The organism is Pseudomonas sp. IT-232MI5, assembly GCF_949767845.1.
Lineage (GTDB): Bacteria > Pseudomonadota > Gammaproteobacteria > Pseudomonadales > Pseudomonadaceae > Aquipseudomonas.
The window spans coordinates 312,421-326,133 of the sequence record NZ_CATKQE010000022.1; the positions used below are offsets into that span (position 1 = coordinate 312,421).

Genomic DNA, 13,713 nt, shown 5'->3' on the forward strand with positions numbered 1-13,713 from the left:
GGCTCACTCCTACATTGGAATTGTGAACCCATTCAATTGTAGGAGTGAGCCTGCTCGCGATGGGGCCAGTCCAAGCACCAACAATCTAAGGCTTGCGCAGCAAATACGTATCCATGATCCAGCCATGCTCCGCCCGCGCCTTCTTGCGCACCCGCTCGATCTCATCCGCGACATCCGCCAGCCTGCCGCTAATCAGAATCTCATCCGGCGTGCCCAGGTAAGCCCCCCAGTAAATCTCGGTCTGCTGATCGGCCACCCGGTGATACGAATCCTCAGCATCGAGCATCACCACCAGACTGTCCGTATCACTCACCTGCCCTGCCGCCAAACGCCGCCCGGTGGTGATTTCGATGGAACGACCGATGGTGTTCAGCGGCACCTTGTGCTGCGCCGCCAACGCCTGAACGCTGGTGATCCCGGGAATCACCTCAAACTCGAAGGCACAGGTGCCCGAGGCCAGGATGGCCTGGAGGATACGCACGGTGCTGTCGTACAACGCCGGGTCGCCCCACACCAGGAAACCACCGCACTGGCCGTCAGATAATTCGTCATTGATCAGGCGTTCGAAGGTCTGCTGCTTGGCACGGTTCAGGTCATCGACACTGGCCGTATAGTCGACATCACCGCGTTCGCGTTCCGGGCTGTGGGCTTCGACAAAGCGATAGTCAGGGTCGTCGATGTAGCGCTCACAGATCTCGCGGCGCAAGTCGATCAGCTTGTCCTTGCTCTGGCCTTTATCCATCAGAAAGAACACATCGACCCGGTTCAGCGCTTTCACGGCCTGCATCGTGATGTAGTCGGGATTACCGGCACCGATGCCGATCACCAGCAGTTGTTTCATCAAAGTGCTCCTTGAACGTCGAGGCCCGGAAGACGCAAGCGCCAGCGCCCGGTGAAGCGCAATTCGACCGCGGAGAACGGTTCGACATCAATGTCATGAAACGCCGAACCGCGCATCACGTGGATCAGCGCGGCGCGGATGACAAACGGATGCGTCACCGCCACTACATGTTCTGGTGTGGTTTGCAGACTGCTCAGCCATACCGCCACGCGCTCGCATAACTGCGTCACTGATTCACCGCCGTGAGGTGTCGCATGGGGATCTTCGAGCCAGGCGTGCAACGCCGCGCCTTCAGCGTTTTGCAGGGATTTGATCGATACCCCATGCCAGCGCCCCCAGTCACAATCGCGCAGCGCCTCATCAACCTGCGCATCCGCGCCAAACCACGCCGCAGTCTGGCGCGTGCGCAACTCCGGCGCGCAAATCAAACGTCGCGCGGCGTCGAAACGCTCGGACAATCCGCCCGATGCCAGCCCGATATTTTCAACAGGCTCATTCGTAGGAAAACACGCCAATTTCTGTGCGACGGTTCGCGCATGGCAAATCAATGTCAAACGAGTGGTCTGCACAGGTATCGCTCCGGTGGGCCTTCATGAAAATCAGCGGCGCAAAGCCATTCTGTCGTTAATTGTGCCGTAAACCGAGGGTTGCAGGGCTGCCGGATCGCCTCGGTCACAGCAGAAAAAAGCACAAATACGGCGATTTCTGACACTGCCGTGGGCGATGGACTACAAGCCCGATCGAATTACGTGTAGCCCTTGTTACACGGGCATCTCGCTTCATTCCGGAGCCTTTTCAACACACTGAAAAATTCACTAGACATGTAACGTCAGTTACATAAATACTGTTTTAACGGATTATGAAGCGAATTCAACACCCTCATCCAGCAGGAGCCCGGATGCCCCCTCTCAGAGACCTGATCACCGATCCCGGCCTGGATCTTACGCCGTCGGAGCGCAAAGTCGTTCGCGCCTTGCTTGATCAGTACCCACGCAACGGTCTGGGGCCGATGGCGCGTCTGGCCGAACATGCCGGGGTCAGCGATCCGACCATTGTGCGGCTGGTGAAAAAACTCGGCTTCGGCGGTTATGCCGAATTCCAGGAAGCACTGCTCAGCGACATGGACCACCGCTTGCGCTCGCCGCGCACGCTGTTGCAACCGCGCGCCCATCAGCACAAGGACGACGCCTGGAGCCACTATCTGGGCGACAGCCATCGCCTGCTGGTCGAAACCCAATCGCTGACCCAACCCGAAGACGTGCGCATTCTCACCGACTGGCTGCTCGATGCCCGGCATCAGGTGTACTGCTTCGGCGGGCGCTTCAGCAGCCTGATGGCCACTTACCTGCTCAATCACCTGCGCCTGCTGCGCCCCGGTTGCTTCGCTTTGGAAGACAACGCGCAATTGCCCGATCGCCTGTTTGATCTGCAACGCCAGGATGTCGTGCTGCTGTTCGACTACCGCCGCTACCAGACTCAGGCCCTGCGGGTCGCCAGCGCGGCAAAGAACAACAACGCGCGCGTGGTGCTGTTCACCGATATCTATGCCTCGCCGCTGCGCGAGCTGGCCGACCTGATCATCAGCGCGCCGGTGGAGTCGGCCTCGCCGTTCGACACCATGGTGCCGGCGCTGGCTCAGGTCGAAGCACTGATTGCCTGCCTGACCTTGCGCACCGAAAACCTCGCCGATCGCCTGGAAGGCATCGATGCCCTGCGCAACGACTTCAACACCCACCTGCTGGAGGATAAATAAGGATGTTCAGCCTTCCCCACCGCTCGCCACGGGATCTGCCGTTTGTCACTGACCACACCGCATTGTTGCTGGTGGACATGCAGCGTGCCTGGCTCGAACCGCAGTTCGACGCGCACCTCAATGGGCCTGACGCCGAGTATTTCCTGACCCGTGCGCACATGCAGGTGGTGCCCAACCAACGTCGTTTGCTCAGTGCCTTTCGCGAGGCGCGGCAGAACGTGCTGCACACGATTATCGAGAGCCTCACCGCTGATGGTCGCGACCGCTCGCTCGACCACAAACTCTCGGACATGCACCTGCCCAAAGGCAGCGTGCAGGCCAGGATCATTGAAGACCTGACCCCGGTGGAAAACGAAATCGTCCTGCCGAAGACGTCTTCGGGCGTCTTCAACTCGACCAACATCGACTACGTGCTGCGTAACCTGCAAACCCGTCACCTGATCATTGCCGGCATCGTCACCGACCAGTGCGTCGACATGGCCGTGCGCGACGCCGCCGATCGCGGCTATCTGGTCACGCTGGTCGAGGACGCCTGCGCCACCTACAGCGCCGAACGCCATCACGCCTGCCTGAATGCGATCAAGGGTTACTGCTGGATCACCGACACCGACACCGTGCTCGCCCGCCTGCAGGAGATGCGGTCATGAGCTCGCGCCTGACGCCGCTACCGATGACCACGCTGGTCACCACCGACCTGATCGCCATCACCCGCGGCCGCTCGTTTCCCACTGATGAGCTTGAGCATTATCAAGCCGCCGGGTGCGGCTGGGTGCCGGCCAACAGCGCATTGACGCCGCAGGACATCATTGCCTCGACCAATCCGTGGGGCGCCTATGGCGACCTGCGACTGATTCCCGATCTGAGCAGCCGCGTCACCGTCGGCAATGGCCCGGACGCCGATGCCCCGGCGCTGGATTTCATCCACGGCGATATCCGCGAAACCGATGGCCGCCCGTGGGGCGCCTGCCCGCGCACGTTGTTGCGTGATGAAATCGAACGTTATCGCGATGGGTTGGGCTTGCAGGTCAACGCCGCGTTCGAGCACGAATTCAACCTGCACGCCGGTTTCGCCGAGCACCTGGCGTTCTCTCTCGAAGCCCAGCGTCAGGGCGCCGCGTTCGGCGGCTGGCTGCTCAGCGCCCTGCGCGCCGGCGGAGTCGAGCCGGAAATGTTTCTGCCGGAATACGGCAAGCACCAATACGAAATAACCTGCCGCCCGACGCTCGGCGTGGCGGCAGCCGATCGCGCCGTCAACGTGCGCGAGATCACCCGCGAGATCGCCCGGCAAATGGGCCTGGACTTGAGCTTCGCGCCGAAGACCGCCGCCGACGCGGTGTGCAACGGCGTGCACCTGCATGTCAGCCTGCTTGATCTGGGCGGTCTGCCGATGCTTTACGACGCCGGCACCAGCAACGGTCTGTCGAGTCTCGGCCAGCATTGGGCGGCGGGGATCCTGCACTACTTGCCGGCACTCTGTGCTTTCACCGCACCGACGCCTGTGTCGTACGAGCGCTTGCAGCCGCATCACTGGAGCGCCTCCTACGCCTGTCTCGGCCAACAGAACCGCGAAGCAGCGCTGCGCATCTGTCCGACCGTGACCCTCGGTGGCAAGTCCGTGGCCAACCAGTTCAACCTCGAATTCCGCGCCATGGACGCTACCGCCTCGCCACATCTGGCCATGGCCGCGCTGTTGATCGCCGGTCGGCTGGGCATCGAACAACGCTTGGCACTGAACGCGATCACCGATGAAATTCCCGATTCACTCAACGACGAGCAACGCCAGGCCCGGGGCATCGTCGCCCTGCCCGCCTCGCTGGCCCAGGCGCTGGATTGCCTGCGCAACAGTGGCGCCTTCACTGCATGGCTGCCCAAGCCGCTGCTCGACACCTATTACGCCCTGAAAACCGAGGAACTGGCGCTGACGGAACAGCTCTCGCCCGCTGACTTGTGTGAGCACTATGCACGCCTGTACTGAATCCGCCGAGCTGGGGTTATACACCCGACCGGCCTACAACCTGAGCCGCGCCGACTCGACGCACCCGTTGATTCTGGTGTGCGAACACGCCAGCCGCTACATCCCCGAAGCTCTGAACAATCTGGGCCTGGACGCTGCCGCCGCCGCTGAACACATCGCCTGGGACATTGGCGCGCTGCAACTGGCCGAGCAGTTATCGGAGATGCTCGGCGCAACCCTGTTGAGCGCCAATTATTCGCGGCTGCTGATCGATCTGAACCGGCCACGCCACGCCCCGGACAGCATTCCGGCGCAAAGCGAGATTTATCAGGTGCCGGGCAACCGTGAACTCGACGAAGCCACCCGCGAATACCGCCGCCAGACCTTGTTCAAGCCGTTTCACGCGCGCTTGCAAACGCTGATCGACGAACGTGTTGCCAAGGGCCAAGCGGTGCGTGTGGTGGGGATTCACAGTTTCACCCCGGTGTATTACGGCCAGCCGCGACCGCTGGAGGCCGGCGTGTTGTTCGGTCAGGCCAAGGCCTACGCGCAACGCCTGCTCGACGGCCTCGGCGAACACCCGCTGAAAGTCGCCGGCAATCAGCCGTACAAGATCGATCCGCTGGGAGACATGACCGTGCCGGTGCACGGCGATGCCCGTGGCCTCGACTCGGTGCTGATCGAGGTGCGCAATGACTTGCTGCGCAGCCCCGAAGCCGTATCGCGCTGGGCCGGCTACTTCGCGCCATTGCTGTAATGAATGAAAGACTGCTGACGCTGTAAACGATGGACCGATAACAACTAAAACGACCGACTGGCTGACAAGGAGTTGCGCTTCATGGAAATTGAAGAATTCGGCTACAAGCAAGAGTTGAAACGTAGCCTGACGCTGACCGACCTGGTGGTGTACGGGATGATCTTCATGATCCCCATCGCCCCGTTCGGTGTGTATGGCTACGTCAACGCCGAGGCCCCGGGGATGGTGCCGCTGGCGTACATCATCGGCATGGTGGCGATGCTGTTCACCGCGCTGAGCTACGGCAGCATGGCCAAGGCTTTTCCGATCGCCGGTTCGGTGTATTCCTATGCGCAACGCGGCCTTAATCAGCACGTCGGCTTCATCGCCGGTTGGCTGATGCTGCTCGATTACCTGCTGATCCCGCCGCTGCTCTACGTCTATGCGGCGATGGCGCTAAACCATTTGTACCCGGACATCCCGAAAGTCGGCTTCATTCTGGCGTTTCTGGTCAGCGCGACCTTCGTCAACCTGCGCGGCATCACTTTCACCGCACGGATGAACATCATCTTCCTGCTGGCGCAACTGGTGGTGCTGGGGATCTTCCTGTTCTATGCGTGGAATGCCCTGCACAACGGTGGCGGTAATGGCGAGCTGACCCTGGCGCCGCTGTATCACCCGGAAACCTTCAACTTCGCCCTGCTGATGCAAGCGGTGTCGATTGCCGTGCTGTCATTCCTCGGCTTCGATGCGATCTCTACCCTCGCCGAAGAAATCAAAGGTGATCCGGGCAAAAGCGTCGGCAAAGCAGCGTTGATTACGCTGGTGGTCATGGGGGTGATTTTCGTTGCGCAAACCTGGATTGCCACCGATCTGGCGGCCGGCATGGGCTTCAAATCCGCCGACACTGCGTTCTATGAAATCGCCGAAATCGCCGCCGGCAGCTGGCTGGCGACCCTGACTGCTGTTGCCACGGCATTGGCCTGGGGCGTGGCCGTGGCAATCACCTCGCAAGCCGCGGTTTCGCGCCTGCTGTTCGGTATGGCCCGCGACGGCAAACTGCCGAAAGTGCTGGCCAAGGTGCACCCGAAACACAACACGCCGTACCTGAGCATTTATCTGGTGGCGGTGCTGTCGCTGGTGATCTGCTACCTGTTCATCAACTCGGTCGACACCCTGACCTCGCTGGTCAACTTCGGCGCACTCAGCGGCTTCATGCTGCTGCACCTGACAGTGATCAACTACTACTGGCGTCGGCAAAAGTCCGGTCAGGTCGTGCGTCACCTGATCTGCCCGGTGGTCGGCTTCATCATCGTCGCGGCCATCATGTACAACATGGGCGTCGATGCGCAGAAACTCGGCCTGATCTGGATTGCCCTGGGTCTGGTGTACCTGTTCTTCCTCAACAAGCTCGGCGCCAGTACCGCGCTGCCTGACCCGAGCAACGGCTGACAAGAAAAAGAGCGGCGTCTGACAACAAATCAGGCGACCGCCGATTTATCGCGTGGAAACCGACAGTGATAGTCAGGTTCGGCGACTTTGCCGAACCTTTTGATACAGGAGTATATCCATGCTGGTCTTACGCCCAGTCGAACAGACTGATCTGCCCCAGCTACAACAATTGGCCCGCGACAGTCTGGTGGGCGTGACCTCCCTGCCGGACGACAGCGAACGCCTGCGCGAGAAAATCGCCGGTTCCTGTGCCTCGTTCGCCAGTGCGGCAGAGGCTAACGGCCCGGAGAACTACTTCTTCGTTCTGGAGGATCTGGACAGCCAGCGGCTGGTTGGCTGCTCGGAAATTCTCGCCACTGCGGGCTTCGACGAGCCGTTCTACAGCTTGCGCAACCGCCATTTCACCAGCGCTTCCCGCGAGCTGAACATCGAACACGGCGTGCCCGCGCTGTCGCTGTGTCACGACCTCAACGACCACACGCTGCTGCGCGGCTTTCACATCGACGCCGCGCTGGTGCGCACGCCGTTCTCCGAATTGCTGTCACGGGCGCGGCTGTTGTTCATCGCCGCCCATGCGCCGCGCTTTGCCGAGGCGGTGATTACCGAAATCGTCGGCTACAGCGACGAGGAAGGCCATTCGCCGTTCTGGGATGCACTGGGCAAACACTTCTTCGACCTGCCCTACGCGGAAGCCGAACGGCTGTGCGGGTTGCAGAGCCGCACCTTTCTCGCCGAACTGATGCCGCAATACCCGATTTACGTGCCAATGCTGCCGCAAGCCGCGCAGGATTGCATCGGTCGCATTCACCCGGACGGTCAGGAAGCATTCGACATCCTTGCGCGTGAAGGCTTCGAAACCAACAGCTACATCGACCTGTTCGACGCCGGCCCGACCCTGTATGCGCGTACCGCCAACATTCGTTCGATAGCGCGCAGCCAGACTGCAACTGTGCAACAGCAGCCACAGATCGATGGCCGTGGCCGGTACCTGCTGAGCAACGACGCACTGCACGGCTTTCGCGCGATCATGGCCGAACTCGATTATCAACCCGATCAACCGCTGGCCCTCACCCCCGCAATGTGCGCGGCGCTGAACGTGACCGATGGCAGCCCGATCCGGCTGATTGCCCTGTGAAACCCGCGCGGTTGCGCAGCCAACGACAGTGCCCGAACAGGCGCGCAGAAGGAGTTCCAGCATGATTGTCCGCCCGGTCAAAGTCAGCGACCTGCCAGCCTTGATGGCGCTGGTGCAACAGGCCGGCCCGGGGTTCACCACCCTGCCGGCCAACGAAGATCGCCTGTCCCACCGGGTCCGCTGGGCACAGCGGGCGTTCGCCGAACAAGTCGAACGAGCCGACGCGGACTATCTGTTTGTACTCGAGGACGACGACATGCGCGTGGTCGGCGTCAGCGCCCTGGCCGGGGCGGTCGGCCTGCGCGAGCCCTGGTACAACTATCGGGTCGGGTTGACCGTGAGTTCGGCGCCGGATCTGGGCATTCAACGGCAGATCCCGACACTGTTTCTCAACAACGAACTGACCGGCCAATCGGAGCTGTGCTCGCTGTTTCTCGGCCATGATCAGCGCCACGGCAGCAATGGCCGCCTGCTGTCGCTGGGGCGGTTGCTGTTCGTTGCTGAGTTCCCGCACCTGTTCGGCGAGAAGATGATTGCCGAACTGCGCGGCAGTGCCGATGAACACGGTTGTTCGCCGTTCTGGGACAGCCTGGGCCGGCATTTCTTTCAAATGGACTTCAGCCATGCCGATCACTTGTCAGGACTTGGCAACAAATCGTTCATCGCCGAACTGATGCCGCGCCAGCCGCTGTACACCTGCATGCTCACCGAACAGGCCCAGGCGGTGATCGGCCAGGCACACCCGAATACCGAGCCGGCGCTGAAAATCCTCCAGGCCGAAGGCTTCACCCACAAAGGCTACATCGACATCTTCGACGGCGGCCCGGTAATCGAAGCGCCGGTGCGCAGTATTCGCACCGTGCGCGAAAGCGTCGAGTTGACCCTGAGCCTCGGAAGTCCGGATGAACAGGCGCCGCTGTGGCTGATTCACAACCGCCGTCTGGAAAACTGCCGCATCACCGTCGCCCGCGCCCGCCGTGTCGGTAGCAGCCTGGTGATCGACCGCCTCACCGCCAAGCGCCTGCAACTGCAACCGGGCAATTCGGTACGGGCGGCGATGCTGCCCAATCAACAGCAACAGGCGGTGGCGGCCTGACGGTCACCACCGCAAAAAGGTAAATCCTTTCAGCAAAAGCGTCCGCGACATCCTGTCCCTTGCAAATTCGTCATGATCATTGACCCATTCGCGTGATAGCCTTTTCATTCTTCGGCGTTGACACCTTTGTTCAAGCCTTTCCATTCCTTTGTATTGGTGGAACTCGTATGACCAGGCTTTCCCATCAAGATTTGCGCCGTAACTTCCGTCAACTGCTGGCTTCCGACACCTGCTATCACACGGCTTCGGTGTTCGATCCGATGTCCGCGCGGATTGCCGCTGACCTCGGTTTTGAAGTGGGGATCCTCGGCGGTTCCGTGGCCTCGTTGCAGGTGCTGGGTGCCCCGGACTTTGCCCTGATCACCCTCAGCGAGTTCGCCGAACAGGCCACCCGCATCGGCCGCGTCGCCCAATTGCCAGTGATCGCCGACGCCGACCACGGCTACGGCAACGCCCTCAACGTGATGCGCACCATCGTTGAACTGGAACGCGCCGGCGTCGCCGCCCTGACCATCGAAGACACCTTGCTGCCGGCCCAATTCGGGCGCAAATCCACCGACTTGATCACCGTTGCCGAAGGCGTCGGCAAGATCCGCGCGGCGCTGGAAGCCCGGGTTGATACGGAAATGGCGATCATCGCCCGTACCAACGCCGGCATCCTGCCAAATCAGGAAATCATCAGCCGCACTCGCCAATATCAGGCGGCCGGGGCTGACGGCATCTGCATGGTCGGAATTCAGGATTTCGATCAGCTTGAACAAATCGCCGAACACCTGACCGTGCCGCTGATGCTGGTGACCTACGGCAACCCGGCGTTGCGCGATGACAAACGTTTGGCCGAACTCGGTGTGCGTGTGACCATCGATGGCCATGGTGCTTATTTTGCGGCGATCAAAGCGACGTATGACAGCCTGCGCGAACAGCGGCAGATCTTTACCCAGGCTTCAGATCTAAGCGCTACTGAACTGACGCACACCTATACCCAGCCGGAGGAATACATTCTCTGGGCCAAGGAATACATGAGCGTCAAGGAGTGATGGGTTGGCCGGGCTGACGCCATCGCGAGCAGGCTCACTCCTACAATTGATAGTGTTGAACACAAATACTGTGTGCACTGAAGATCTACTGTAGGAGTGAGCCTGCTCGCGATAGCAACAGCCGCTACACCGCTAAACCGGCGTCTTGTAAGCCTCCTCCCGCTGCACCGCCCGCGCCTGAATCACATTCAGAATCGCACAGCCCTCGCGCATCAACAGATGCACCGCGCTGGTCACCCGTGTCAGATCACAATCGGAAATGCCCTTGAGGTTGAGACTGGCAAAGGTGTCGGCCAGATCGCGCACGACCACAAACCGGTGCATCGCACAGGCGGCCATGTCGCTGAGTTCTGAGTGGGTATTGAGGAAGAGCACCGGGGATTCGGCGTCGTAGGTGTCGATGGGGAGGAAGCGGGGCATTACTTGATCACACATTGGTATAACTCCTGTATTGAGAGAGCTACCACCAGTCGCGGCCAAACGAGGAAGGTGGCAGCCGTACGCGGGTTGGCCGACCGGATACAGGAACCGGCACACCCGAAGGTGTCCCACGCACAGCCGCCATAACACAACATCACAGACAAACATCGACTGAATATGTTGGGCAGACTGTACGTCTCTGTATCGACCGGCCAAGGTCGTTCGCGGTGTTTTTCCGCGAGCCCGAACTATAGGGGTCGATACCGAAATGCGGCAACAGGGTACGTTGTAGGAAACGTCTTGGAAAGTTGTACGCCGTCCGCGCCTTCCACTTTTCCCACAAAAGCCCCTCACCCTAGCCCTCTCCCAGAGGGAGAGGGGACTGATTGGGGGATGCCATGGATTTACGCCGACGTGAGAGACCGCGCTGAATCCGACTTTGAGTTCAAGCTGATCTTTCAGGCCGCCGTGTTAATCACAAACAACACGGTCAGTCCCCTCTCCCTCTGGGAGAGGGTTAGGGTGAGGGGCCGATTTATCTGGCACCCCGCCGACCTCATCACACCGCAAACCACCTCACCGCGGCTTAATGATCATTCCCACGCAGAGCGTGGGAACGATCCCCCCTTCACCGCGGCTTGGCCAACTCCATAATCATCCGCGACAACAAATAAATCCGCGGCGCCACACTCGCCACTTCGGCGTACTCCTCCGGCGTGTGAATATTGCCGCCAACAATCCCGAAGCCATCCAGCGTCGGCGTGCCAACCCCGGCGGACAAACTCGCATCCGCCGCGCCGCCACTGCCCTCCTCCGTCAACTTGCGGCCAATCTCGCCGTAAATCCCTTGGGCCATGGCCATCAGACGGTCCGACTCAGGCGTCTGCGGCATAGGTGGCAGCCCGCGTTGCAACGAAGTCTTCACTTCCGTCTCAGCAATCAGCTTGTCCTGCGACACCCGCGCCAGATCCTTCTCGATCCGGTCGAACTCCTCCGGCACCGCCGCGCGCACGTCAGCCTTGGCCGTGGCTTGATCGGGAATCACGTTGGTGCGGTCACCGGCCTTGAGCACAGTGAAGTTGATGGTGGTTTTCTTCGCCTCATCGCCGAGTTTGCCCAGTTGCAGAATCTGGTGCGCAGCCTCCATCGCAGCATTGCGCCCCAGTTCCGGGGCGACACCGGCGTGCGCGGCTTTGCCCTTGACCTCGACCAGCGCCGTCGCGCTGCCCTTGCGCCACACCACCAAGCCATCAGCCGGGCGGCCCGGCTCAAGGTTGAGGGTCACGTCGTGCTGTTTGGCGGTTTTCTTGATCAGGTCGGTGGCGACTTCCGAGCCGGTTTCTTCGCTGGCGTCGAGCAGGAAGGTGATTTGCGCATAGTCTTTGAAGTCGAGGTTTTTCAGGACTTTCAGTGCATAGATCCCGGCGACGATGCCGCCCTTGTCATCCATCACCCCCGGCCCGTAAGCGCGACCGTCCTTGATGTGGAATGGCCGCTCGGCCGCCGAACCTTCCTTGAACACCGTATCCATGTGCGCCATCAGCAGGATTTTTGCCTTGCCGGTGCCTTTCAGCGTCGCCAGTACATGGTTGGATTTTTCCGGCGTGTTCGGCACCAGTTCGATGGTCGCGCCGAGTTTTTTCAGTTCATCGATGGCGATGTCGCTGACTTGCTTGAGGCCCGGTTCATAGCCGGAACCGGAGTCGATATTGACCAGTCGCTCCAGCAGTTTCAGCGCTTCTGGCTGGTATTGCTCGGCATCGGCGAGCACTTGTTTATGCGGTTCGGCGAAGGCGTGGGCAGCGGAGAAAGCGAGAGACAGGCCGAGGCTGGCGGCCAGCAGGGAGCGAGAAAATGAGAACGTCATGAAGCGATCCTTGTTTCGCGTCGGAGGGGATTTAACCGTACCCGACATCGGCGCGAGGCTCTACACCGAATGCGACATCTCCCAGACCGACACCGAACAAATTTGTAGGAGTGAGCCTGCTCGCGATAGCACTCTGTCAGTGACATTGATGGTGACTGACACAACGCTATCGCGAGCAGGCTCACTCCTACAGGGGATTGGGGTCAAAGCTCAGACCGAATCCAGCAATGTCCGCCGCGGCTTGTCATCGCAATTGCAAATCACCCGGTTACGCCCGCTCGCCTTGGCCTCGTACAACGCCTGATCGGCATCATTGAGCCAGCGTGTCGCGTCGGCATGCGCCGGATCGTACGCCGCCAGGCCGATGCTCAAGCTGACCTTCAACGCCGGGTTCTGCTCATAACCGAGAATTGCGAAGCGCTCGCGCAACGCCTCCATCGCCTGCGCGGCATTGAACAGCGGCAGATCCGGCAAAATCACGCAGAACTCATCACCGCCATAACGCCCGGCAACGTCTGTCGCCCGCAGGTTTTGTTTAAGTAACTTGCTCAACTGGCGCAACACGATGTCGCCCGCGACGTGGCCGTAAGTGTCGTTGATCGCCTTGAAGTGGTCGATGTCGATCAGCGCAATCGCCGCGCCCTGCTTCTGCCGCTTGCAGCGCTGAAAAGCAATCTCCAGTTGATCCTTCCAGGCGCCGTGGTTAAGCAGCCCGGTCAGGCTGTCGGTGCGGCTCAGGGCCAGCAGTTCGCGTTTATGTCGACCGAGGGTGTAGGCCTGGCGAAAGCAGATCCAGCCCAGCGCCAACGGGTACAGCAGCAGTAACGGGAAGCAGGCGTACATTTGCGCAGGGGTGGTCTGCGGAATGAATGCCGGAGCAAACACCACCAGCCCGACGCCGACCCCGAGCAACTGCGCCGCAGTGCCTGCCAATAGAAAACGTGAACCACCGATGGCGACGTTGTTCATCGCCATCATCGAAATGGTCGTGGCAGTGGGCAACGGATTGAAATGCATGGCGGCAAGCCAAAAGCCGCCGAAAAAGGCGTCGATCAACAGATTGCGGTGTTCAGCGTGGTAAGGAACCCGGGCGCGGCGTGCCCATTGAAACGCCAGATGCGGCCAGACCAGGCCGTTGAAGAACATCAGTGCCCAGACCCACAGCGGCGGATCGAGCGAGTACATCGCCACGCTCACGCACACGAGCCCCAGAATCAACCCGAGGATGCGCGATGTATAAAGCCTCCTGGCCAATGAAAGTCCCTTTCCTCCGGTATTTCCCATAAGGACCTCGATCACGCACACCGCAGGACGGATGTGCTGGAAGTCTAACAGGGCGACGTTAAATAGCCATCACCGGCCAGCGGGCTGAATAGAGCGACATCAGGGCCGCGCACAGTGCAAATATTTGGCTATACATGA

The 13,713-nt window shown here is 60.6% G+C and carries 13 protein-coding genes; 8 read left to right on the forward strand and 5 right to left on the reverse strand.

Going from position 1 to position 13,713, the window contains the following annotated elements:
- Window positions 1-85: 85 nt before the first annotated feature.
- Together cobF and ACM6JQ_RS14815 are read right to left on the reverse strand one after the other, a co-directional pair.
- A complete protein-coding gene (cobF, locus tag ACM6JQ_RS14810; RefSeq protein ID WP_123374884.1) occupies window positions 86-841 on the reverse strand; it encodes a precorrin-6A synthase (deacetylating) in 756 nt (251 codons plus the stop codon).
- On the reverse strand, window positions 841-1,410 hold the full coding sequence (locus tag ACM6JQ_RS14815) for a histidine phosphatase family protein (protein WP_414894081.1): 570 nt from the start codon (window positions 1,408-1,410) through the stop codon (window positions 841-843). Before ACM6JQ_RS14815 ends, cobF begins: the two co-directional genes overlap by 1 nt.
- Before the next feature lie 329 nt (window positions 1,411-1,739).
- On the opposite strand from ACM6JQ_RS14815, the gene ACM6JQ_RS14820 reads away from it, so the two are divergent.
- From ACM6JQ_RS14820 to ACM6JQ_RS14855, 8 genes are all read left to right on the forward strand, one after another.
- Window positions 1,740-2,594 carry a MurR/RpiR family transcriptional regulator gene (locus ACM6JQ_RS14820; protein WP_007919561.1) on the forward strand — a complete coding sequence of 285 codons (855 nt, stop codon included), beginning with the start codon at window positions 1,740-1,742 and terminating at the stop codon, window positions 2,592-2,594.
- Window positions 2,595-2,596: 2 nt separating this feature from the next.
- Complete coding sequence (locus tag ACM6JQ_RS14825) at window positions 2,597-3,241, forward strand: isochorismatase family cysteine hydrolase (RefSeq protein WP_007919558.1); 645 nt, start codon at window positions 2,597-2,599, stop codon at window positions 3,239-3,241.
- Window positions 3,238-4,569 carry a glutamine synthetase gene (locus tag ACM6JQ_RS14830; protein WP_414894082.1) on the forward strand — a complete coding sequence of 444 codons (1,332 nt, stop codon included), beginning with the start codon at window positions 3,238-3,240 and terminating at the stop codon, window positions 4,567-4,569. Before ACM6JQ_RS14825 ends, ACM6JQ_RS14830 begins: the two co-directional genes overlap by 4 nt.
- The gene (locus tag ACM6JQ_RS14835) at window positions 4,553-5,305 is read left to right on the forward strand and encodes an N-formylglutamate amidohydrolase (protein ID WP_007919554.1); all 753 of its coding nucleotides are present in this window, start codon (window positions 4,553-4,555) and stop codon (window positions 5,303-5,305) included. Before ACM6JQ_RS14830 ends, ACM6JQ_RS14835 begins: the two co-directional genes overlap by 17 nt.
- Before the next feature lie 81 nt (window positions 5,306-5,386).
- A complete protein-coding gene (locus ACM6JQ_RS14840; RefSeq protein ID WP_007919552.1) occupies window positions 5,387-6,736 on the forward strand; it encodes an APC family permease in 1,350 nt (449 codons plus the stop codon).
- Window positions 6,737-6,854: 118 nt separating this feature from the next.
- Entirely contained in the window at window positions 6,855-7,871 is a 1,017-nt protein-coding gene (locus ACM6JQ_RS14845; protein ID WP_414894083.1) for an arginine N-succinyltransferase, read from the forward strand.
- A 61-nt stretch (window positions 7,872-7,932) separates the two neighbouring features.
- A complete protein-coding gene (gene astA, locus ACM6JQ_RS14850) occupies window positions 7,933-8,967 on the forward strand; it encodes an arginine N-succinyltransferase (RefSeq protein WP_095111593.1) in 1,035 nt (344 codons plus the stop codon).
- A 167-nt stretch (window positions 8,968-9,134) separates the two neighbouring features.
- A complete protein-coding gene (locus ACM6JQ_RS14855) occupies window positions 9,135-10,004 on the forward strand; it encodes an isocitrate lyase/PEP mutase family protein (RefSeq protein WP_007919546.1) in 870 nt (289 codons plus the stop codon).
- 132 nt (window positions 10,005-10,136) lie between these two features.
- On the opposite strand, the gene ACM6JQ_RS14860 is transcribed toward ACM6JQ_RS14855, so the two are convergent.
- The 3 genes from ACM6JQ_RS14860 to ACM6JQ_RS14870 form a co-directional block, all read right to left on the reverse strand.
- Window positions 10,137-10,439 (reverse strand): hypothetical protein, encoded by a 303-nt coding sequence (locus tag ACM6JQ_RS14860; RefSeq protein WP_038369113.1) that lies wholly within the window; start codon window positions 10,437-10,439, stop codon window positions 10,137-10,139.
- A 613-nt stretch (window positions 10,440-11,052) separates the two neighbouring features.
- Complete coding sequence (locus ACM6JQ_RS14865) at window positions 11,053-12,291, reverse strand: M20/M25/M40 family metallo-hydrolase (protein WP_414894084.1); 1,239 nt, start codon at window positions 12,289-12,291, stop codon at window positions 11,053-11,055.
- Window positions 12,292-12,501: 210 nt separating this feature from the next.
- Window positions 12,502-13,575, reverse strand: a complete 1,074-nt coding sequence (locus ACM6JQ_RS14870) for a diguanylate cyclase (RefSeq protein WP_414894085.1) — start codon at window positions 13,573-13,575, stop codon at window positions 12,502-12,504.
- Between the last annotated feature and the right edge of the window lie 138 nt (window positions 13,576-13,713).